Source organism: Sporosarcina sp. CAU 1771, from assembly GCF_054482775.1.
Window position 1 is genome coordinate 1 of the sequence record NZ_JBTLRN010000011.1, and the last position, 22578, is coordinate 22578.

At 38.3% G+C, this 22578-nt stretch carries 24 protein-coding genes, 1 tRNA gene and 2 rRNA genes; 23 read left to right on the forward strand and 4 right to left on the reverse strand.

Going from position 1 to position 22578, the window contains the following annotated elements:
* The 7 genes from ACXYMX_RS09235 to tsaD all read left to right on the forward strand — a co-directional run.
* A 23S ribosomal RNA gene (locus tag ACXYMX_RS09235) occupies nucleotides 1-84 on the forward strand; the annotation flags it as partial.
* A 113-nt stretch (nucleotides 85-197) separates the two neighbouring features.
* Nucleotides 198-313, forward strand: a 5S ribosomal RNA gene (gene rrf / locus ACXYMX_RS09240).
* Between the two features lie 18 nt (nucleotides 314-331).
* Nucleotides 332-407, forward strand: a tRNA-Asp gene (locus tag ACXYMX_RS09245).
* Between the two features lie 362 nt (nucleotides 408-769).
* Entirely contained in the window at nucleotides 770-1222 is a 453-nt protein-coding gene (gene tsaE / locus ACXYMX_RS09250; RefSeq protein ID WP_459044039.1) for a tRNA (adenosine(37)-N6)-threonylcarbamoyltransferase complex ATPase subunit type 1 TsaE, read from the forward strand.
* A complete protein-coding gene (gene tsaB / locus ACXYMX_RS09255) occupies nucleotides 1219-1929 on the forward strand; it encodes a tRNA (adenosine(37)-N6)-threonylcarbamoyltransferase complex dimerization subunit type 1 TsaB (protein WP_459043967.1) in 711 nt (236 codons plus the stop codon). Before tsaE ends, tsaB begins: the two co-directional genes overlap by 4 nt.
* Nucleotides 1922-2371 (forward strand): ribosomal protein S18-alanine N-acetyltransferase, encoded by a 450-nt coding sequence (gene rimI / locus ACXYMX_RS09260; protein ID WP_459043968.1) that lies wholly within the window; start codon nucleotides 1922-1924, stop codon nucleotides 2369-2371. The genes tsaB and rimI overlap by 8 nt, the downstream gene beginning before the upstream one ends.
* The gene (gene tsaD, locus ACXYMX_RS09265; protein WP_459043969.1) at nucleotides 2371-3393 is read left to right on the forward strand and encodes a tRNA (adenosine(37)-N6)-threonylcarbamoyltransferase complex transferase subunit TsaD; all 1023 of its coding nucleotides are present in this window, start codon (nucleotides 2371-2373) and stop codon (nucleotides 3391-3393) included. Before rimI ends, tsaD begins: the two co-directional genes overlap by 1 nt.
* 369 nt (nucleotides 3394-3762) lie before the next feature.
* On the opposite strand, the gene ACXYMX_RS09270 is transcribed toward tsaD, so the two are convergent.
* Nucleotides 3763-5691: an ABC-F family ATP-binding cassette domain-containing protein gene (locus tag ACXYMX_RS09270; RefSeq protein WP_459043970.1), complete on the reverse strand. Its 1929-nt coding sequence runs from the start codon at nucleotides 5689-5691 to the stop codon at nucleotides 3763-3765.
* Nucleotides 5692-5924: 233 nt separating this feature from the next.
* Here ACXYMX_RS09270 and ACXYMX_RS09275 point away from each other — a divergent pair, with 233 nt between their 5' ends.
* The 3 genes from ACXYMX_RS09275 (at nucleotide 5925) to tatC (ending at nucleotide 7656) form a co-directional block, all read left to right on the forward strand.
* Entirely contained in the window at nucleotides 5925-6575 is a 651-nt protein-coding gene (locus tag ACXYMX_RS09275; protein WP_459043971.1) for a redox-sensing transcriptional repressor Rex, read from the forward strand.
* Nucleotides 6576-6673: 98 nt separating this feature from the next.
* The gene (locus ACXYMX_RS09280; RefSeq protein ID WP_459043972.1) at nucleotides 6674-6859 is read left to right on the forward strand and encodes a twin-arginine translocase TatA/TatE family subunit; all 186 of its coding nucleotides are present in this window, start codon (nucleotides 6674-6676) and stop codon (nucleotides 6857-6859) included.
* 17 nt (nucleotides 6860-6876) lie between these two features.
* Entirely contained in the window at nucleotides 6877-7656 is a 780-nt protein-coding gene (gene tatC / locus ACXYMX_RS09285; RefSeq protein ID WP_459043973.1) for a twin-arginine translocase subunit TatC, read from the forward strand.
* A gap of 42 nt (nucleotides 7657-7698) precedes the next feature.
* Here the strand turns inward: tatC and ACXYMX_RS09290 are convergent, their stop codons facing one another.
* The gene (locus tag ACXYMX_RS09290; protein WP_459043974.1) at nucleotides 7699-8433 is read right to left on the reverse strand and encodes a CPBP family intramembrane glutamic endopeptidase; all 735 of its coding nucleotides are present in this window, start codon (nucleotides 8431-8433) and stop codon (nucleotides 7699-7701) included.
* A 186-nt stretch (nucleotides 8434-8619) separates the two neighbouring features.
* Here ACXYMX_RS09290 and groES point away from each other — a divergent pair, with 186 nt between their 5' ends.
* The 4 genes from groES (at nucleotide 8620) to ACXYMX_RS09310 (ending at nucleotide 12360) form a co-directional block, all read left to right on the forward strand.
* Entirely contained in the window at nucleotides 8620-8904 is a 285-nt protein-coding gene (groES, locus tag ACXYMX_RS09295; RefSeq protein WP_459043975.1) for a co-chaperone GroES, read from the forward strand.
* Between the two features lie 52 nt (nucleotides 8905-8956).
* Nucleotides 8957-10588 (forward strand): chaperonin GroEL, encoded by a 1632-nt coding sequence (gene groL / locus ACXYMX_RS09300; protein ID WP_459043976.1) that lies wholly within the window; start codon nucleotides 8957-8959, stop codon nucleotides 10586-10588.
* Between the two features lie 299 nt (nucleotides 10589-10887).
* Entirely contained in the window at nucleotides 10888-11502 is a 615-nt protein-coding gene (locus ACXYMX_RS09305) for a phospholipase D-like domain-containing protein (RefSeq protein ID WP_459043977.1), read from the forward strand.
* Between the two features lie 33 nt (nucleotides 11503-11535).
* Complete coding sequence (locus tag ACXYMX_RS09310; protein ID WP_459043978.1) at nucleotides 11536-12360, forward strand: phospholipase D-like domain-containing protein; 825 nt, start codon at nucleotides 11536-11538, stop codon at nucleotides 12358-12360.
* A gap of 79 nt (nucleotides 12361-12439) precedes the next feature.
* Here the strand turns inward: ACXYMX_RS09310 and ACXYMX_RS09315 are convergent, their stop codons facing one another.
* Entirely contained in the window at nucleotides 12440-12625 is a 186-nt protein-coding gene (locus tag ACXYMX_RS09315; RefSeq protein WP_459043979.1) for a hypothetical protein, read from the reverse strand.
* A gap of 247 nt (nucleotides 12626-12872) precedes the next feature.
* Entirely contained in the window at nucleotides 12873-13721 is an 849-nt protein-coding gene (locus ACXYMX_RS09320) for a pyridoxamine kinase (protein ID WP_459043980.1), read from the reverse strand.
* A 191-nt stretch (nucleotides 13722-13912) separates the two neighbouring features.
* Between ACXYMX_RS09320 and ACXYMX_RS09325 the strand changes: the two genes are divergently transcribed.
* The 9 genes from ACXYMX_RS09325 (at nucleotide 13913) to ACXYMX_RS09365 (ending at nucleotide 22492) form a co-directional block, all read left to right on the forward strand.
* A complete protein-coding gene (locus ACXYMX_RS09325; protein WP_459043981.1) occupies nucleotides 13913-14359 on the forward strand; it encodes a MarR family winged helix-turn-helix transcriptional regulator in 447 nt (148 codons plus the stop codon).
* 3 nt (nucleotides 14360-14362) lie between these two features.
* Nucleotides 14363-16831: an MMPL family transporter gene (locus ACXYMX_RS09330; RefSeq protein WP_459043982.1), complete on the forward strand. Its 2469-nt coding sequence runs from the start codon at nucleotides 14363-14365 to the stop codon at nucleotides 16829-16831.
* 196 nt (nucleotides 16832-17027) lie between these two features.
* Complete coding sequence (locus ACXYMX_RS09335) at nucleotides 17028-17675, forward strand: general stress protein (RefSeq protein ID WP_459043983.1); 648 nt, start codon at nucleotides 17028-17030, stop codon at nucleotides 17673-17675.
* Nucleotides 17676-17892: 217 nt separating this feature from the next.
* A complete protein-coding gene (locus ACXYMX_RS09340; RefSeq protein ID WP_459043984.1) occupies nucleotides 17893-18888 on the forward strand; it encodes a tRNA dihydrouridine synthase in 996 nt (331 codons plus the stop codon).
* 863 nt (nucleotides 18889-19751) lie between these two features.
* Complete coding sequence (locus ACXYMX_RS09345) at nucleotides 19752-20063, forward strand: hypothetical protein (RefSeq protein WP_459043985.1); 312 nt, start codon at nucleotides 19752-19754, stop codon at nucleotides 20061-20063.
* A 71-nt stretch (nucleotides 20064-20134) separates the two neighbouring features.
* Nucleotides 20135-20329, forward strand: coding sequence for a hypothetical protein (locus ACXYMX_RS09350; RefSeq protein WP_459043986.1), 195 nt, complete (start codon nucleotides 20135-20137; stop codon nucleotides 20327-20329).
* Between the two features lie 222 nt (nucleotides 20330-20551).
* Nucleotides 20552-20923, forward strand: coding sequence for a BlaI/MecI/CopY family transcriptional regulator (locus tag ACXYMX_RS09355; protein ID WP_459043987.1), 372 nt, complete (start codon nucleotides 20552-20554; stop codon nucleotides 20921-20923).
* An 8-nt stretch (nucleotides 20924-20931) separates the two neighbouring features.
* Nucleotides 20932-22221, forward strand: coding sequence for a M56 family metallopeptidase (locus ACXYMX_RS09360; protein ID WP_459043988.1), 1290 nt, complete (start codon nucleotides 20932-20934; stop codon nucleotides 22219-22221).
* A 31-nt stretch (nucleotides 22222-22252) separates the two neighbouring features.
* Nucleotides 22253-22492, forward strand: coding sequence for a hypothetical protein (locus tag ACXYMX_RS09365; protein WP_459043989.1), 240 nt, complete (start codon nucleotides 22253-22255; stop codon nucleotides 22490-22492).
* Nucleotides 22493-22578 lie beyond the last annotated feature (86 nt).

Here is a 22578-nt window from a genome sequence, read left to right on the forward strand (position 1 = left end):
AAGATGATGAGGTTGATAGGTCCGGGGTGGAAGCGCGGCGACGCGTGCAGCTGACGGATACTAATTGATCGAGGACTTAACCTAAAGTAATCAGGTTTGCTTGATTCACAAACCGTTTCGAAGAACGTTCTTTTAGCTTTGCTAAATGAACTCTAATGTCTGTTTTATCCAGTTTTGAACGAATAAGTTCAAACAAGTCTAGTGATGATGGCGAAGAGGTCACACCCGTTCCCATACCGAACACGGAAGTTAAGCTCTTCAGCGCCGATGGTAGTTGGGGGTTTCCCCCTGCAAGAGTAGGACGTTGCTAGGCTTGTATTATTTATATTTAGGTCCCGTGGTGTAGCGGTTAACATGCCTGCCTGTCACGCAGGAGATCGCGGGTTCGATTCCCGTCGGGACCGCCATTTAATTTTACTTATATAACCGATTCTCGGGATTTATCCGGGGGATCGGTTTTTTTGTGATTTCAAAATTAAACACGTATCCGAGCAAACTTACATAAATTTGGAAGCGGAAAAACAAATCTTTTTGCATTCAAATTCAACAAACGTTACATTATACGTAGAAAGAAGAATAAAGTTCATACAAGTAAATATTAAAGCTTTACCATCCAATCGAATAATCTATAAAATATAATAACGTTAACATATATAAATGAAGCAAGATAAAAGCCGAAAGAATATACAATTTAAATAATGGAAACAGACAAGAATAATGGGGTATAGTTAAAAGATTAGAGTTATCCCCAAGGGAGGTTATCGATATGATGAGAGAAATAACAGTTCATTCACTTGAAGAAACAAATAGTATCGCTAGAAAACTAGCAAAACTACTTAGCCCCCCAGATGTCATTACACTTGAAGGTGATCTTGGGGCAGGTAAGACAACATTTACACAAGCACTTGCGAAAGGGCTGGGAGTTAAACGAAATGTGAATAGCCCGACATTTACGATTTTAAAACAATATGTTGGAGCTGTTTACTCTTTAAATCATCTCGATGTGTATAGATTGGCTGGAAGTGAAGAAGATTTAGGCTGGGACGAGCTTTTTTATGGAGATTCTATATCTGTTATTGAATGGGCTCATCTAATTGAAGCGGATTTACCTAAAGAGCGATTAGAAATAAAAATAGTTCATGAAGGTATGAATGAACGGTTGATCACATTCTATCCAATTGGTGAACGATATGAAAAAATTTGCGAGGAGATTTCCATATGATTTGGTTAGGTATAGATACTGCAAATACACCGCTTTCCATTGCAATTGTTAAAGACGGTGAATTACTTATTGAAGAGAATACTTCATTGGCAATAAATCATTCGCTTCGTGCAATGCCGGCTATTGAGGAAGTTTTTAAAAAGGCTGGGTTGGTTCCTGCTGAAATTGATGCAATTGCCGTATCAGAGGGTCCTGGATCTTATACGGGTGTTCGAATAGGGGTAACCATTGCAAAAACGCTTGCTTGGACACTGAAAAAGCCCCTTTTTGCTGTTTCTAGTTTGAAGGCAATAGCAACAAATGGACTTTTTTTTAATGGATTGATTTGTCCAATCGTCGATGCGCGAAGAGGTAATGTGTATTCTGGTGCTTATAAAAATGCTGATGGCCGACTTACTACTGTAATTGAGGATGGGCATTATGAACTTGAGCATCTGATGGAGCTTCTTGATCAAGTAGATGAACCTATTTTATTTATTGGAAAAGACACTGTGCTCCATGAAGATGTACTTAAAGAAAGATATGTGGAAAACATGTTAATAGCTCCATTTCAGTTTAATTTACCCCGCGCTTCGTCACTTATTTATACGGCACAACAGTCTGAGACGACTGAGGAAATTCATCAATTTGTTCCAGAATATCGTCGGATTGCAGAAGCAGAAGCAAACTGGATGAAAGAGCAAAGGAAGGAAAATAACCTTGGATAATGAAATTTACTACCGAGAAATGGTTCATGAAGATATTCCCTCTGTTGTAAAGATTGAAGAAGAATCGTTTTCTACACCTTGGACAGAAGAAATATTTCAACATGAAATGAACGGTAATGAGTATGCATATTACGTTGTCGCAGAAAAGGACAAGCAAGTAATTGGTCACTGCGGTATGTGGATTGTGCTTGATGAATGCCATATAACGAATGTTGCTGTTCTTAAGCATCAGCGTGGATTTGGTGTTGGAGAAGGATTAATGAGAGAAGCGATTGCATTTTGCGAGGAAATGGATGTGCGTTTAATGACACTTGAAGTACGTGTAAGTAATGAAACGGCACAAAATCTTTACAGGAAACTTGGATTTAAAGATGGCGGCATACGAAAAAACTATTATTCCGACGACCATGAAGATGCGCTCGTCATGTGGGTGGAATTATAATGACAAAAGATACGTATATATTAGGCATAGAGACAAGTTGTGACGAAACCGCTGCATCCGTAGTGAAAAATGGAACTGAAATTGTTTCAAACATTATTGCTTCACAAATTGATAGTCAGAAACGATTTGGTGGGGTAGTACCAGAAATTGCGTCAAGACATCATGTGGAGCAAATTACACTTGTTATTGAAGAAGCACTTCAAAAAGCAAACCTAAATCCAAAAGATTTAGATGCGGTTGCAGTAACTGAAGGCCCTGGATTAGTCGGTGCGTTACTCATTGGTATAAATTCAGCAAAAGCATTTGCATTTGCAAACGGATTGCCTTTAATCGGAGTTCATCATATTGCAGGACATATCTATGCCAATCAATTAATGCAACCAATGCAATTTCCTCTCCTTGCTCTCATCGTGTCAGGAGGACATACAGAGCTTGTCTTGATGGATGAGCATGGTGCCTTTGAATTGATCGGAGAGACGCGTGACGATGCAGCAGGAGAGGCTTACGATAAAGTAGCACGTGTACTTGGGCTTCCTTATCCAGGTGGTCCAGGTATTGATAAATTGGCCGCTGAAAGTGACGGGGAAATCGAGTTTCCAAGAGCTTGGCTAGAAGCAGATTCATACGATTTTAGTTTTAGTGGCCTGAAATCGTCTGTTATTAACTATAAGCATAATCTTGACCAACGTGGAGGAATATTGAATCCTTCACATGTAGCTGCCGGATTTCAATCAAGCGTTATTGATGTATTGACTACAAAAACAGTTCGAGCTGCGAAAGAATTTGGCGTTAAGCAAGTGATTGCAGCAGGTGGAGTCGCGGCAAACAAGGGCTTGCGTGCATCACTAGAAACATCATTTAAAGATCTAACAATACCTTTTTATGTACCACCTATTTCACTATGCACAGATAATGCAGCAATGATTGCCGCTGCTGGAACATCAATGTTTAATGCAGGTGCACGGGGAACACTCGGAATGAATGCACGCCCTGGATGGCAATTAGAATCATGGAATAAATAAAGTGAACAAACGCGGAACTTGTCGACTTAAGACGAGTTCCGCGTTTTTTTCCTGATATTTTTAGATTTGTCAATAGGGAACGTTTGCACTTATCAACAGAGTGTGGATAACTTGTGTATAACAAAAATAGGTGCCGATTTAATGATGTTTGCAGGAGGATAGAATTGTGTATAAGTATTGAGTTTTTTGTGGATACTGTTGAAAAGCTTGTTGGGACTTGATTTAACAGTGTTAATTATGTGGATAAGATTGTGGGTAAGATGATTATTATCTGAAGGCATAGTTCTTCATTTACTCTATAAAGTAGTTGAAATTAATAAAAGCACCATGGGAAACGACTCAATTCGCTTCTCACGGTGCTTTTGTGGATTATATTGTCTCTAGTTCATCCTGTAATAAAAGCCAGTTTTCTGTCTGTTCATCGTGCTTTTTTTGAAGTTCATCAATCTCGGCTTGTACTTCCATTAACTTTATGTGATCATCTGCATAATCGGGAAGCTCAAGCTCTGTTTGAAGTTGCGTTATTTTTTCTTCAAGCACACTGATTTCGCTCTCTGCATCAGAAATCGCTCGGGTAAGTCTTCTCTCAGCACGTCTTTGATCTCTATCCTCATTTCTTCCTTTTTCGGTTTCAACAACAACCACTTTTTCGGAAGCCATTTTTTCCATAAGAAGTTCTTCTTGCTCAAGTTTCTTTTCGACAAAGTAATCATAGTCCCCCAAATATTCCACAGCACCGTCAGCGCTAATATCAATGACTTTCGTTGCGATTCGATTGATAAAGTACCGATCGTGGGAAACGAAAATAAGGGTGCCCGGAAAATAATCCAAGGCATTTTCAAGTACTTCTTTGCTATCTAAGTCCAAATGGTTTGTCGGTTCATCGAGTATTAACGTGTTCGACTTTTTCAGCATTAGTTTAGCAAGCGATAATCTAGCCTTTTCACCACCGGATAAAGAAGTGACGGGTTTACCAGCATCGTCTCCCGTGAATAAGAAACGACCTAGGACGGCGCGTATATCTTTTTCATTCATCAACGGCCAATCATCCCAAATTTCTTGGAGAACTGTTCCAGTGCCTATCAGAGTTGCTTGTTCCTGGTCATAGTATCCAAACTGAACGTTTGTCCCGTATCGAATTGTTCCATCAAGTGGAGGTTGCTTACTAATAATTGTTTTTAATAAAGTGGACTTCCCTACTCCGTTTGGTCCGATAATTGCTATACGATCACCTCGGTAAGCTCGTAAGTGAAGACCTTGTGAAACGGGCGTAGTATCATAACCGATTGCTAAGTCATCAAAAGCTAAAACGTCATTCCCACTTTGTCGGTCAATTTCAAACGTGAAGCTTGCGGATTTCTCATCACCATCTGGAGAATCCATCCATTCTGTACGTTCAAGTACTTTCCGACGGCTTTGAGCCATTTTTGATGTCGATGCACGAGCTATATTTCGTTGAACAAAATCTTCAAGTTTAGCTTTTTCACTCGACTCGCGTTCATATAATTTCCGATCGCGTTCATAGTTTTTTGCTTTTTCATCTAGATAGTTACTATAGTTCCCTGTGAACTTCGATACTTTTGTTCTTGAAACTTCATAGACAAGAGTCACGATTTCATCAAGGAAATAACGGTCATGTGAAACGACAAGAAGTGCACCTTCGTATCCAACTAGGTATTTTTCCAACCATCCAAGTGTTTCAATATCTAGATGGTTGGTAGGCTCATCAAGAATGAGGAGGTCGGGTCTGCTTAGAAGCATTTTTGCGAGGGCGAGCCTAGTTTTTTGACCTCCCGAAAGTAGATGGACGGCTTTTTCATAATCCTCTGGGTAGAAGCGCATTCCGTGTAATACGGAGCGGGTTTCCGATTCGTATTGATAACCGCCGAGATCTTTGAATTCAATTTGTAGACTGTCATATTCACTCATCACACGTGCGTAAGTATCAGGATGATTATAAACATCAGGATCAGCCATTTGCTGTTCAAGGGACCGGATGCGTTTCTCCATGATGTGAAGGGGTTCAAAAACAGTCATCATTTCATCCCAAACGGTTAGCTTTGAATCAAGCCCAGAATGTTGTTCGAGATAACCGATTCGTATCCCTTTAGGAATCATCAAATCTCCTGAATCAAAAGACATCTCACCTGCAATTATTTTAAGTAACGTAGATTTACCTGCACCGTTTCTACCTACGAGTGCAATGCGATCACGATGCTGTACTTCAAGTTGAACATTTTCCAATATATTTGTTCCTGAGAATGATTTTATAAGTCCGTTCACTTGTAAAACAATCATACTGAACACCTCTATTCATTTACAATTGTAATAGAACTGTACAAAGCATGCAATGACTGACTTTACAATCAACTTCTAATGCTGTACGATAAAAGCGCCTTGAAGAAGAGAAGAAGGTATCCTAAGTGCACCATATCGTGGTGCAACAAAGGTGTTCATCCAGATTGCCGCGCTTCAAAGTCTGGATGCAATTATGCCGAGTCGTAATTGGTAGAGGTACAAGGAGGAGTAACATGGCAGGTGAACCAACCAAAATACCACAGGCGACGTCTAAACGTTTGCCACTCTATTATAGATTTCTTCAAAACTTTGCAAATGCTGGAAAGATGCGTCTTTCTTCAAGTGAATTAAGTGAAGTAATGAAAATAGATGCAGCTACGATCCGACGGGATTTTTCCCATTTTGGTGCATTGGGTAGAAAAGGATACGGATACGATGTGAAGTATCTCGTTAACTTTTTTCGAAAAGCACTTGATCAGGATGAAGAAACTGATGTTGCCCTAATTGGAGTCGGTAGTCTCGGAAGTGCATTTCTAAAATATAATTTCCAAAAGAATCATAACACCCGTATTGTCATTGCGTTTGATCCAAAAGCGCCGCTCGAGGGGAAAACGGTAAGTGGGATCCCAGTGTATCCACCGAGCCTGCTTGAGGAGAAGATGAAGGAATTTGGAATCGACCTAGTTCTTCTTACGGTCCCGGCACGAATAGCGCAGGAAGTAACAGATGAAGTTGTTGGAACAGGTATAAAAGGGATTCTAAATTTCACGCCTGTCCGTCTAGCGGTACCAGAATCTGTGCGAGTACATACGATTGATTTGTCTGTTGAACTGCAAACACTTATTTATTTCATTAAAAATGACGTAAAAGATTCACAATTTTAACTGCAGGTTGATAGTAATGTGAGCGATTATCGTGTAAAATGAGGTATATGTGAAGGAATATTTTTGTTCCTATCCAGAAAAGGATGGAGGTGTCCGAGATGCCAGGTCCAATGAGCTTGATTGTAATAGCAATCATTGCATTGCTTGTGTTCGGCCCGAAAAAGTTACCTGAAATCGGGAAGGCGTTCGGTTCTTCATTGCGTGAATTCAAAAACGCGACAAAAGGTCTCGCAGATGATGACGACGTGAAGAAAATTGATGATAAAAAAGAAGAACTGAAGTGAGTTAGGATGTCAGTCCGATGGAAGAGAAAAATTTAACAGTCATTGAACATATAGATGAAATTAGGAAACGGCTGATGTTAATCGTCGTTTTCTTTATTATTGCGGTTATCGGCAGTTTTTTTATTGCAACACCGATTATTAAGTTTCTGCAAATGCAATATACATCAGAAGTCCAAGGGGGACTAGGTGAAGAGAGTGTTTTGCACTCCTTTACTGTGCTAGACCCAATTATGATTTATTTGAAAGTTATCGTTTTCATTTCAATCATTCTAATTTCACCGATTATTATGTATCAATTATGGTCATTTGTATCACCAGGACTTCATGAAAAAGAACGCCGAGCAACTAGGAATTATATTCCGTTTACTTTTCTATTGTTCGTAGGTGGAGTTGCGTTTTCTTATTTTGTCTTGTTGCCCTATATAATGAAGTTCATGATTAATCTATCAGGCGAATTAGGAATTACTCAGACGATTGGTATTAATGAGTACTTCAGTTTTCTATTCCAAATCATGGTTCCTTTTGGAATTGTTTTCCAGTTACCGATTGTTCTCCTGTTTCTAACTAGATTAGGTATTGTAAATCCTGTGATGCTTGTTAAGATTCGTAAGTATGCTTACTTTGCTCTTTTCGTGCTTGCGGCATTTATAACGCCACCTGATTTGTTTTCACATTTATTTGTCACGGTTCCTTTGTTTGCACTGTATGAGTTAAGTGTTTTCATATCCCGCTTTGGCTATCGTAAGTTTTTAAAAGCCGAGCAAGAGCGTCAAATTGAAGAACATGAAAATAAATAAAAATGCTTTCAACCTTGATATTTAAGGTCGAAAGCATTTTTTTTATTGGAAAAATGATACGATCGACTTTTGCAATTCAGCCCATTTTAACCACTTATCATAATTCAACTGAACAATTGTAACGAAACCATTCATTAAAAGATGGGCAATGATTGGTGTGATTAAGCGTTTCGTTCGGTAATAAATATATGAAAATACAAGAGCCGGTGCCATGTAAATTAGTAAATGTTGCAATTCACCATGTACAGCGGCAAAAATCACTGCACTTAGTAAGGCGGCAATTATAAAGTTTGTTTTTTGGTACAGTCCACCAAAGAGTACCCGTCTAAATATAATTTCTTCAAGAAGTGGAGCAAAGAGAACAATTGAAATGATGATAATAGGAGAAACCTTTGCAATATCAGCTAGTAAAGCGGTGTTTTCAGAACCAGGCTCTACTCCCAATGCCATTTCAATGCTACCGGCTATCATTTGCCCTAGTAGAGCTAGGAAGAAGCCAATAACACCCCAGAGTACCGCTTTCCCGATAGAAGACTTTTTCCCATTGAACACGTGGAAGAATTTCTTTTTCGGATAAATAATTAAAAAGAAAACAATAGCTGCCAACGCATTTGTACTAAATAACGACCAAGCACTAGAACGATAAGCCTTATCTTCATCAGTGAAACTCGCATCCCACGGAAAACTTTCAAATAAATATTTTGCTACAAAAATGCTACCGACGTGCATAGCAATATAGGCAAGTATTAGGTATACATAGGTTTTTCGGTTCTTCAAAATGAACTTCCTTTCATATACATGGATGACGTTATTTTATCTGTTTTCAGGCAGATAAGCAAAGAGAAGGAAAGGGAGTGATTTTACTTGCAATATATCCGAATCTCTTTTAGAATAAATAATGTGTTAGCACTCCTGTTGAGTGAGTGCTAAAAAGAATATACTATCTCGAGGAGGTTGTTTCATTTGTTGAAACCATTAGGTGACCGTATCGTAATTGAATTAATTGAGGCAGAAGAAAAAACGCTAAGTGGCATTGTGCTACCAGATTCTGCACAGGAAAAGCCACAAGAAGGTAAAGTAGTTGCTGCTGGGGCTGGCCGTGTTCTAGATAACGGATCTCGTATCGACCTAGAAGTTAAAGAAGGCGATCGCATCATCTTCTCAAAATACTCAGGTACTGAAGTTAAATATGAAGGTAATGAATATCTAATTCTACGAGAGAGCGATGTTTTAGCAATCGTCGGTTAATCTTTCTAAATATTGATTTTAATTATATACAAAAACAGGAGGGTACTTATAAATGGCTAAAGAAATTAAGTTTAATGAAGATGCACGTGGATCTATGCTACGCGGTGTAAATACACTTGCAGATGCTGTAAAAGTTACACTTGGACCTAAAGGACGTAACGTAGTTCTTGAAAAGTCATTCGGTTCACCACTTATTACAAATGACGGAGTTACGATTGCACGTGAAATCGAACTTGAAGATGCATTTGAAAACATGGGTGCTAAACTAGTTGCTGAAGTAGCATCAAAAACAAATGAAATTGCTGGTGACGGAACAACAACTGCAACTGTTCTTGCTCAGGCTATGATTCATGAAGGTTTGAAAAACGTAACAGCGGGTGCGAACCCAGTTGGAATCCGTAAAGGAATCGAAAAAGCGGTTGCTACAGCTGTTGCAGGACTAAGTGAAATCTCTAAAGAAATCGAAGGAAAAGAGTCAATTGCACAAGTTGCAGCAATCTCTTCTGGAGACGAAGAAGTAGGGAAACTTATTGCAGAAGCTATGGAGCGCGTTGGCAACGACGGCGTAATTACAATCGAAGAGTCAAAAGGATTTACAACAGAACTTGACGTTGTAGAAGGTATGCAATTTGACCGTGGATATGCATCTGCATATATGGCAACAGATACGGACAAAATGGAAGCTGTTCTTGAGAACCCTTATATTTTAATTACAGATAAAAAGATTACAAATATCCAAGAAATTTTACCAGTTCTTGAGCAGGTTGTTCAACAAGGTAAGCCACTTCTTATGATTGCTGAAGACGTTGAAGGCGAAGCGCTTGCAACTCTTGTTGTGAACAAGCTACGTGGAACGTTTAACGCAGTTGCTGTTAAAGCACCTGGATTTGGGGATCGCCGTAAAGCTATGTTAGAAGATATTGCTACTCTAACTGGCGGAGAAGTGATCACTGAAGATCTTGGATTGGACCTTAAATCTACGGACATTACACAATTGGGCCGTGCATCGAAAGTTGTTGTTACAAAAGACAACACAACAATCGTTGAAGGCAATGGCGACTCTGACAAAATTGCAGGTCGTGTAAACCAAATCCGTACACAATTAGAAGAAACAACTTCTGAATTCGACAAAGAGAAGCTTCAAGAGCGTCTTGCTAAATTAGCAGGCGGCGTTGCAGTTATCAAAGTTGGAGCAGCTACTGAAACTGAGCTAAAAGAGCGTAAACTTCGTATTGAAGACGCATTGAACTCTACACGTGCAGCTGTTGAAGAAGGTATCGTATCTGGTGGTGGAACTGCACTAGTTAACGTATACAACAAAGTAGCTGAACTTATGGAGTCAACTGAAGGTGACGTTGCAACAGGTGTTAAAATCGTTCTTCGTGCACTTGAAGAGCCAGTTCGTCAAATTGCGAACAACGCAGGTCTTGAAGGTTCAATCGTTGTTGACCGCTTGAAGCGTGAAGAAATCGGTATCGGTTTCGACGCAGCTGAAGGCACATGGGTAAACATGATGGAAGCGGGAATCGTGGATCCAACGAAAGTGACACGTTACGCACTTCAAAACGCAGCATCAGTTGCAGCTATGTTCTTAACAACAGAAGCTGTAGTAGCAAGCGTTAAACAAGATTCTCCTATGGGCGGCGGAATGCCAGACATGGGTGGAATGGGCGGCATGATGTAAGGAAAACTCTAAACCCCTGATTTATCATGGGTTAGAAAAACCTTCATCGAAGTATGTTCATTCTATTGATCATGAGCGTTAGTAAGTCATAGTAGTTTAAGAAAAACTTGAAGGCCTTTCAACAATTTACTAACTTGTTGAAAGGCTTTTTTTGTCTTTTTAATGTATTAGGACCTGTACTTCATCTTTCATGCAGCTTCTTATTAAACTTAAACGAATAAGACCCTTCGCGAGTTAACAAGTTTGTGAAAGGTAGGAACAGGGAATGTACAAGTAATTCAATTTTATGGGGTGCTGAGATGGCGATAAAGAAGAAAAAGAAACGAATGACAAAAAGAACTCGAAAGATTATCTGGACAGCTCTTGGTGTCTATTTATGTATTTATATCGGCGTTATTTTATATCATACATATAAGCAATTACCACCTGGCATTAGTTATGAAGGTGAAGTTCACCAGACAGATGCCATCGAAGTGTTTACAGATTTGACCTATGCTCAGAATCAAGATGGGGACGGCACAGTGCATGAAAATCATATATTTGAAGAAGTTTATTCGATAATTGAGGCGGCGGAGGAGTTTATTGTCTTGGATTTATTTTTAATGGATCATTATGGGGATGAAGAAGTAGCGTATCCGAAAATATCTGAGACCTTAACTACAAAGCTTCTTGATAAAAAGAAAGAAAATCCCGAGTTAAGAATTGTGTTTATTACAGATCCAATTAATACAGGCTATGAATCATATGAGTCAAAGTGGTTTAAGAAGTTAGAGGACGCAGGTGTGGAAGTTGTATACACGGATCTGGATCCATTAAGGGATTCCATGCCACTCTATTCAGGGCTGTATCGAACGTTATTCCGTTGGGGCGATATTGGAGGAAAGAGTTGGATTCCGAATGCGATGTCGGCATAAGCCCCGAAACTTAGGTTGGCATCCTACGTAACAATGATGAATGTGAAAGCAAACCATCGTAAAGTGATCGTGACAGAACGGGCAGGTCTCGTCAGTTCATCTAACCCTCATGATGCCAGTGGTTACCACGGTAACCTTGCGCTTAAAGTATCGGGAACAGTCTTAAATGATTTGCTTGAAGCGGAGGAAGCTATATTTAATTATACGACAGGACAAACGGGACAGACGCTTCCGCGCGTTGATGTAGAAGGAATAAAAGAAGGGCAATACAGTGTTCAGTACGTCACTGAGCAGAAAATTAAAGACATACTTATAGAAAACATAACTTCCGCTGGAAAAGGGGATCGCGTGCGGATTGGAATGTTCTTTATTGCAGAGCCAAAAGTTGTAAAGGCATTAACACAAGCGGCGGACCGTGGAGTTGATATAAAACTTATTCTAGATCCAAACGAGAATTCTTTTGGTAACGATAAATCAGGTATTCCGAATCGTCCTGTTGTTCAAAAGTTAATAGAAGACAGTGACGAAGCAATTGAGGTCCGTTGGTATAATACCGTAATTGGTCAATACCATACGAAACTAGTCATGATTGATAGTGGAGATTCTGTAAACATTTTAAACGGTTCTGCAAATTTAACCGAACGAACGCTAGATAATTACAATCTAGAAAGTGATTTACATGTCATTGCGCCGAAGAATAGTGAGCTTGCAGAAGAGTTGAATGAATACTTTGAACGTCTATGGAATAATGAAGATGCTCTTTATACGCTTGATGTAGAGGAATTTCAAAGCGCGATGACGCGCCCGCAACGGGTGATCTATGCTTTGCAAGAATGGTTAAAATTGACTTCATATTAAGATGTTAAAAAAGGTCTTCCATCAGTTTGCTGAACTGATGGAAGACCTTTTCTTTCGTTTCTGAAATTACCCGCAGGATTTATTTATTGTCATCCTTGTCCTTTTGATCTGCTTTCTTTTCCGAATTAGCAGAATCTTTGGAGGGCTTTTTTTCGATATCGTAATACTTATCTGCGCCTACTCCACCCTCATCTATCATATTTGAAATTTCTTTCGTACGCATTTCTCTCTTTTTAACAATTTCTTTTCGGTCATCGTTTGTCATTTAAGTAACCTCCTTTTATGATAAGAAAAATAAACTCCTTTTATGATAAGAAAAATAAACTCTTTATAAAGCGTTCTAATATTCCTCCAAAGCGATTAAAAAAGTGACCTTCTACTACCATTTTAACACAAGTAGAGTGAAAACTTCTAATAATTAAAAGGTTGTTACAAATGCTATGGTGATTTCCGCTTATGCTAAGCACAACCGATTGTAAAATATAAGATTCATTTAATGCATGGAAATTGCTTTAAAGCAACAAACTTAAAAACCTTTCAAAATTAACCCCTTCAATTGGCGCAGATCCCTCTGAATCTGTATCTTGAATCGAAGCAGATAAGAATTTTTCCGCGAGTGAAATTGCTACAGAAAGCTCCTGACCACGCATAAGACTGCCCATAAGTACCGATGCAAATAAATCACCGGTACCTGAATAGCTTTTTCCGTTAAATGGAACTGGACTATAAAAAGAAGTAGCGTTATCGATATACATATTGCCTATCAAATGAGAGTTTTTCTGTACCGATGGCGAGTGAATACCGGTGAGAACGACTTGAGCACCTGTGTCATGCTGCAATTTCTGACCCGCTTCTCGTACTGCTTCTAAAAAGTCTGTCTCACTTGTATATCTGCAAATGGTGTCATAGGACAATCCAGTTAATAAGCAACACTCGGTTAGGTTGGGTGTGATGACATCCGCGTGTTTTGCTAGTACTTTCATTCGAGCAAGCATGTCGTGATCAAAGTTTGTATAGACCTCCCCGATATCGCCCATTACAGGATCCACGAGTAGAAGTGTGTTTTCATTATAAAAGGATTCCAAAAAACTGAGGATATGAGTGATTTGATCTTTTCCAGTAATATACCCGGTATGTATGCCATCAAAAGAGACGTGAAGCTTTTTCCATTCATCTTCAAATAAAGGCATTTTAGCTGTTAAGTCCTCACAATAAAAACTTGGATATTCGGATTGTGCGGATAAAATGGCTGTTGGTAATGGGCATGCTTGAATGCCCATTACAGAAAGTACAGGAATGGCGGCAGTTAACGAGCATTTGCCAAAGGAAGATAAGTCTTGGATAACAGCTACTTTTTTCATGGTTACCTCCGAAATTATGTAGTCTCGTCATTTTAATTCATCATATCATAGCCTTAATTTGATAAGCCATGAAAGTGTAAAATTTATTTAGACATATTTGCTTTAATTATATAATTATACAAGGTTTATTTATTGACGTTTAATCGTCTACCCCCTAAACTAATGAAGATTAGTTTAGGGGGTAGACGAGAATGACTGAGAAACTTGTAGAAGCAGTTGAGTTATTTGAAGAAATTATGATTTATGGAACAGAGCTTGTCATAAAAAATATGAATATCTCTATCTGGAAAGAGTATTCTCCTGAACAAATTCAAGTCCTAAAAATCCTCTCAACATATGGAACACTATCGAGTGGAAAGCTTGCAGAAATTCAAGGTGTACATAAAAGTGCAATGTCAAGCCGATTAAAAAAATTGGAGGAAAAAGGACTTGTAAGGTCAGAACGAGATGAAAATGATCAGCGATCGAAAATCATACAACTTACGTCAATAGGAATAGAAGTTCTGCAAACATCTAATGACGCAGTTTATGGGTATATTAAAAATCTTATTAACGATCAGATTGATGAACAGGAATTGGATGAATTTGTGAAGACGTTTCGAAAACTAAAAGAGATTTTACAAATGAAGGGGATGTAATTTTTGAGAACTGTATTAAAATTTAGATGGCCGATATTTCTTGGTTTACTCGCATTGACAATTGTCTTATTCATCATGGCACCAAACCTAGCTAAACAGGCCGAGGATGCAGGTTCGCTCCAACTTCCTGATACAGCAGATTCACAAAAAGCTGCGAATATATTGGAGGAAGCAGGCGCTAGTGAGGAAACAATTTCACTTGTATATCCTCTTGAAAAACCAGTTGATGATGCAATAAGAAGTGAAATCCAACTAGTAATCAATCAACTAGAAGCATTAGGAAAGCCTGTCACAGCAATCTTAAATCCATTTGAAAGTGCTGAAATGGAAGAACAACTTGTTTCTAAAGATAAGATGACTGTGCTTGTTCCAATTTCAGTCGATGGAAGTTTTGATGAAATTATTGCGCTTTCTGAAGAGATTCATAGAGATATTCTTCCAAAGGATCAAACAATTTATTTAACAGGGGAAGCAATTATTAATAATGACGTGAATCAGAGTGCTCAAGATGGATTGAAAAAGACTGAACTTATTACGGTCTTTCTTATTTTTGGTCTACTTCTTATAGTATTCCGTTCAATTGTTACACCTTTTATCCCACTTCTTGCGGTAGGGATATCTTATTTACTTAGTCAGTCTCTTGTTGCATATTTTATTGATTGGTTTGGTTTTCCGGTTTCCAATTACACACAAATCTTCTTAGTCGCAATTCTTTTTGGACTTGGAACAGATTATTGTATATTACTTTTAAGCCGCTATAAAGAGGAACTTCTTGCGGGACATGAAGTTGAAGATGCGATAGTGAATACGTATAAAACGGCAGGTCGGACATTATTTATCAGTGGTCTTGCTGTTTTTATCGGATTTGCGGCAATCGGATTTGCAGATTTCCCTATATTTAAATCTGCGGTAGCTGTTGCAGTAGGAATAGCTGTATTATTAGTCGTCTTATTCACAGTAGTTCCGTTATTTATGTTGCTTTTGAAAGATAAATTATTTTGGCCTTCAAAACAAGCTTCATCACATAAAGACAGTCGATTGTGGATTGGTTTCAGTAAAATTTCAGTGAAGCGTCCACTTGTTGCAATGGCAATCGTACTTGTTATTACGGTCCCTTTTCTTCTCACATATGATAATGATTTGTCATTCAACATTATTGACGAAATAGATCAGAGTAAAGAATCAGTTATGGGAATCAATGCGATATCTGAAGCATTTGGAGAAGGAGATTCACTTCCAGTTCAGGTTATCTTGAAAAAAGACGGACCGATTATCAATGAAATCGACGTCACTTATCTTGAAGCAATTAGTCAAGATCTTGAAAAAATAGACGGTGTAAAAAGTGTTCGCACAATTACTCGTCCAACAGGAGAATTGATTGAAGAACTATATGTCGACCATCAGCTTGGTCTTATGGCAGACGGATTAAGTGAAGCGACGAACGGGCTCGGGGAAATACAAACTGGACTTACGGAAGTTCAAGCCGGGCTTGACCAAATGAGCGCAATGTTTTCAAGTGGCTCCTCAGTAGGTGCTGACGGAGCGGGTCTTGCACAAGCAGTAGGCGGAATCGGACAGCTTTCTTCAGGTGTGGGTGCTTCGAATGATGGGTTGGGTGAAATAGCAGTAGGTCTTGATGAATTATCCAGCGCAATGCAAGATATGAGTCAGGCTAAAAGTATGCGAGATACGGGCTTGTTTATTCCAACGGGAACGCTTACTAGTGATACATTTAAGCCGGTAATTGAAAGGTATACATTTGGTGAGGAATCAGGAATTTTACTTGAAGTAATCCTGGAAAAAAATCCTTACTCTCGTGATTCAATCCAAATCGTACATGATATTAAAGACAGTGTAAGTCGTTCTGTTGTCGGAACACCGTTCTCAGATGCAGAACTTGCATATAGCGGAGTATCTAGTATGAACTCTGACTTGTATGATATCTCATCTAAAGATTTCGAACGAACGGTCATAATTATGCTTGTTAGTTTGTTTGTGGTCTTGACGGTTTTATTCCGTTCTGCAATTATGCCGTTGTACATGATTGGTTCCTTATTACTGACGTATTATACCGCGATTTCTGTGACGGAACTGATTTTTGTGAATATAATGGGCTATGATGGAATTAGCTGGGCAGTTCCATTCTTCGGATTTATTATGCTTATTGCATTAGGCGTCGATTATTCAATTTTCTTATTGGATCGTTTCAGAGAAGAAAGCATTAATCGTTTGCCAGTGCGAGAGGCAATGATAACTTCGATGGCCAAGATGGGAACAGTGATTATTACTGCGGCAATCATACTTGCCGGTACTTTCGGTGCGATGATGCCATCGGGTGTACTGAGTTTGGTTCAAATTGCTACAATCGTAATTACAGGACTGCTGTTGTATGGTTTAATTATTTTGCCGCTCTTAATACCTGCAATAACTGTGTCGTTTGGTCGAGGTGTATGGTGGCCATTCAGAGGATGATCCTATCCTAAAACCGAATAAGTTTCAGGCGTCTTTTCCTTGTGGTTAAAGGAAGAAGACGCTTTTTTTGCTGGTAAATAAAAAAGGCGAAGTTGCTTCAGATGATGGCTTACTATCTTATTATTGTTTCAAATGAAGAAACGCGGGTATTTATAGAGTAACAACGAAACGAAAGAAATAAGGAGGAAACATAACAATGGCGGATAAAAAATATATTGGCACATTCGAATCCGAACAAGCGGTATTAGATAAGATTGAGGAATTAAAAGCTTACGGATTCTCGGAAGACGATATGTATATCGTAACAAATGATAAAGACTCTCTTTCGATGGTTCAAGGACAAACAGATGTCGATTTAAGGACTTCAGAAGGAAATTGGATGGATCGATTCAGAGCGTTTATCAATGGTGACGACCCCGTAAGAGCTGCTTTTAAGAGTATGGGTTTTAACGAGGAAGCGTCTACTGCTTATTACAATGAAGTAAAAAGAGGTGGCGTCTTGTTGTATGTTGACCGAGATTATCGTCACTTGAGAGAAAATTATGATGCAGGGACTGTCAATAACCATGTGGATGCAAACCTTGGTTCAAATATGACTGTAGATTATACTGGAAATACGGTCAATCTTGACGGAAGTATGCATACAGAAGTCGTGCAAACGCCTATCTCTCACGAAGAGGCGGTTCTTGGAAGTCATGCCGTACAAGATGAGCCCCTAATAAATGGAAAAACACAATCCGATGAAGCGGATCTTGAACGAAGTGATTATGAAGAACTTGATTTGGAAACAGAAAAAGATCGTATTCAAAGCAAGTATCAAATCGATCCTAACCGGTTGTTATAAGTAGTAACTAAGGAACTTCCTGCACGTAGGGAAGTTCTTTTTTTACTTGCCCCTTGTCTAAGTCAATTCTTTAACGCTTGGCTCTTTCCACAAACTCTCTTCTCATGTAAAATAGATAACGTTGATAAAAGTGATTGATTGTCGGTATACTTACAATTAGTACTTTAGGGTAATGAAATGAACTGACACCCCCTAATGAGAGGAATTGAATTTGTAGATGAGTGAAAACTTTTGGCGTGATTTACCACGACCTTTTTTTATATTAGCACCAATGGAAGACGTGACAAATGTTGTCTTTCGTCATGTCGTAAGTGCAGCTGCAAAGCCTGATGTTTTTTTCACGGAATTCACGAATACGGAAAGTTATTGTCACCCAGAAGGAATCCACAGTGTGCGTGGGCGTTTGACATTTACCGAAGATGAACAACCGATTGTGGCACATATTTGGGGCAATAAGCCGGAACACTTTCGTGAAATGAGTATCGGTATGGCGAAGCAAGGATTTAAAGGTGTAGACATTAATATGGGTTGCCCTGTACCTAACGTTGCAGCAAAAGGAAAGGGAAGTGGACTTATCCGTTATCCTGACACTGCAGCAGAAATCATCCAAGCCGCAAAGGCGGGGGGATTACCTGTCAGCGTAAAGACACGTCTCGGTTACACGAATGTAGACGAATGGCATGGATGGTTGACACACGTATTGGAACAGGACATCGCCAATCTGTCGATTCATTTACGTACGAAAAAGGAAATGAGTAATTTCGATGCACACTGGGAACTCATTCCTGAAATTAAAAAGCTTCGTGATGAGATTGCCCCTGATACACTTTTGACGATCAATGGAGATATTCCTGATTATCAAACAGGTTTGGAGCTGGCAAATAAATACGGAGTCGATGGCGTGATGATCGGACGAGGCATCTTTAAGAACCCATTTGCGTTTGAAAAAGAGTCTAGAGAACATAGTAGTGAAGAATTACTTGAACTCTTAATGGTACATCTAGATCTTCATGATAAATATTCAAGGGAACTAGAAGAATTTCCGTTTAAACCATTACGTCGATTTTTCAAGATTTATGTTAAGGGTTTCTCGGGTGCTGGCGAATTGAGAAATCAATTGATGAGTACCGAATCTACAGATGAAGTACGTGAATTATTGAAGGAATTCGAGCAATATAAAATTGATGCGAAAAAGAAAAGGAAAACTGAGTAGCGCTTACTTATATGCCATTAAATGTAGCCGCAATAATGTTGGATGGTGAAGTGCCCAACTTGTGCGTGGAACCATATGTAAGAAAATCATCCTATCAACTTATAACCCGTTCAGTTCACTGGTACAAAAGTTGATTTAACAATCGAAATGACATTAATTTAAAACAATGATCAGCATCGCAAATAGCGGTGCTTTTCTGTATTTAAAAAGGGTTTTTATGGTAATTGCGGTATGATAGCAGTAGGATAAGTATATATTGAGTATTCAGCAAACGGACCCAAAACGAATATAAAAAACTGTTGCTTTGCGTTCCGGCGTACGCTTTCCGCGGGCACGGCTTCAATCTCCTCGTCCGCTTCGCTACCTGCGGGGCTTTCAGCTCGCGCTGTTCCCGCTGGAGTCGACGCCTGCACTCCAAGCAACGGAGTGTATTAAATTTGAAGTGTCTATTCAACAATCTGACTCTTGCTGTATACGGGCTGTGCTACAAGCAGGCATATTTTATGGAGTTAATGGTGCCAATCCAGTATTAAGAATTGATTTTATATCCTTATTAGGAATTAAACTGGTTTAATGAGAATACTGGGTTTCGAGTTAAAATTTTCTTGAATGTGCATACTTACTAGTTTTTCCATAATAGCAATTATGAAATTTGAACTGTATAATGAAAGATAAAGCAATAGTGAGAAAGGGATTGTTTAGCATGAAAGAATTGACTCTTGAGTCGAAGGAATTCAAAAAAGTGATGCATAATCTTCACTTGGAAAGTCTCAGCCTTTCTCTCGATGTGCAGAAAAGAGTACTTGAACTTATAAATGCAAAGACCTCAATTACCCCTACCTTGATAAAGGACATATTGCGGCATGGGAAAGTATAATGAAAAGGACAATGACGATTATCTGTTAAAACATAATTTATTGGAGATTGATTCCCACAAAGAACTTGAAAGAGCTGAAGCATTAGCCTTCACTCTTAGAGCAATGTCCTTGGAGCAAGGAGATTTCACCCTAGATAATTTTACTTTAAAAGACTTTCAAAATTTGCATTATTATTTGTTTCAGGATATCTATCCATTTGCAGGAGAGTTTCGGGATGTTCAATTGATGAAAGGAAACACTCGTTTCTGCCAAGTTCAGTTTTTGGCGTATTATGCGGATGATTATCCTTACAGCTAAATGAAGAGCCCTTCTGGAATTCGTTAGAGGAAGCCGCGAATCGTTTAGCTTACTTTAAATCAGAATTAAACATGTTGCACCCCTTTCGTGAAGGAAATGGAAGAACAATTCGGATTTTCCTACATGCTTACGCAATGAATAGAGGAATCGAATGGGCGTATGAAACCATGAAGGGTGAAAAATATATAGAAGCAATGATTCAATCTGTCATTGATTTGGATGCATTACGAAACGTGTTTATAGAAACGATTCAATATTTGGAGTGATTGAACCTATATTACTTCGCAACGTTGATGTTGTTCTAAACTTTAAAACACTTCAATCTTTTTAATTTATACAACACAAAATAAAAAACGTCATTCTGTCGTAATTATCAGAATGACGTTTTTACTTTATGTTTAATGACATAAAGTAAACTTGACTACTACTACGCCGTTGTAGTATATTTGATGTACTACAATGGTGTAGTGGTTTTAAGGAGGAAAAACATGAATTATTCAAGACTTTCTGATACCGAAGAAGAGTTAATGATTTTTATTTGGCAAAAAAACAAATCATTTAAATCCAATGAATTGCTGGAATTTTTTAATGACCATGAAGGGAGAGAATGGAAACCACAAACCCTGACTACATTTCTATCCAGATTAGTGGATAAAGGGCTACTTTCTATTGAAAAAATAGGAAGATCCAATATTTATTCACCAAAACTTACTTTAAAAGAGTATAAGCAAAGAGAAGCACAAAGTGTATTAAACACTATGTACCAGGGCTCGGTTAAAAACTTTCTTGCAACACTTTATGATGAAGAAGTGCCTGATGATGAGTTAAAAGAACTTAAAAAATGGTTTTCGGATAAGTAGGTGGATGTATGATTGAATGGCTTACAGCGATCACAACAATTACTGTTACAGGAAGCACCGTTTGTTTAATCTCTTTACTTCTGACATATGTCTTGAAAGACTCATTATCTGCCAAGTGGAGTTATTGGAATAGAAAAATAGCTGCTTTCTTTTTTCTCGTTCCTGTATGGCTAATCCCTCAATTCTTTTTGTCTTTTAAAAATAGTGAAACTTACTCAATTCCTACGCGTTCATTGGTACAGGATACTCCATTTGAATTATCCATAACGACTGTGCAATTTTTATTCGTCATTTGGTGTGTAGGTGCAATTTTCGCTTCTGTTAAAGCATTTATTTCGTATAGGACGTTTAAAAAAATCATTAAAAACACTGTCGTTCCTATATCGAAAAATCATTTAGTTTGGGAAACCCTTCGATTAAATGCTAAACAGTTAAAATTGAAAAATGATATTAACATTGTCTATTCCCAGTATCACATAAGCCCTGTTTTGATTGGCCTTGTGAAACCAACCATTATATTGCCTGCATATGAGATGCCAATTGAGGATTTAGAGTTGATCATCAAACATGAATTGAACCATTTACAGAAAAAAGATTTATGGGTAAGAATTGCTGTATTGTTGGCTGGAATAATTCATTGGTTTAATCCGGTCGTTTATCAACTGCGAAAAGAAATACATTTTTGGAGTGAACTCTCATGTGATGCTGATGTCGTAAAAGACATGTCTCACAATGAAAGAAAAAGATACGGTGAAATGATATTAAATATGATAGAACGTGCAAATAATAAGGATAAAGATTTCACACTTGGAGTTTTTTTTTCAGATGCACAAATCAATTTAAAAAGGAGACTGATAAAAATGTTGAAGGTAAAAAGAATGAGTAAATCTTTAGTTAGATTATCAGCTGTCACTTTCTTAGGTTTGTTAAGTTTGGGAGTCGGGGGTACATTTATTACACAAAAATATATGCCTGTTGTTTCTGCAAATAACCATGCGGAAGGTTTCGTAAATGCCTTGCAAATATCTCCGGAAATAAGATTAGATGGAGAAGTAGAAGCCATAGAAGAAGGAGATCAATCTACGATTAACGAGATTGTCAAACCAGCTAATGCCCAAGACATAATAGTTGATCAGCGACCTTCATCGACTGTGGAAGAAGCATATTGGTATATCAATAAAAAAGGTGAGGAAGTTCAAGTTGTGAAATTGAAAGTGAGTCAGAAAGAAAAAGGGAAATCATATAATATTTATAGTAATTCCAAAACAAACGATAAAGTCATAGAAGAATCAAGATAAAGAATGAAATTTTATAATAAGGGGGGATACAATGGATGAATTTAATATAATTTTATCGCTATGGAGACTATCACTTCTAGTATCGGTCATTACGCTAGCGATAGGGATTTTCAAAAAGTCGTGGATGTTCCTGTTAATAAGCACAATTACCTTCGTGCCAATCGCTTATTATTTTTCAGGTGCAGTTAATGCATTGAGATATGTTGGGCTCGTTCCATTCTTCCTCCTTATCATGACAATATTATTTTGGCTTTTTAACAGAAAAAAGTAATGAATTTCACTGTTTATTCCATTAGTGGGCGCAATTCTTTAACAAGGAATTGCACCCTTTTCAGTACGCTCCAGTAAGATAAAAGA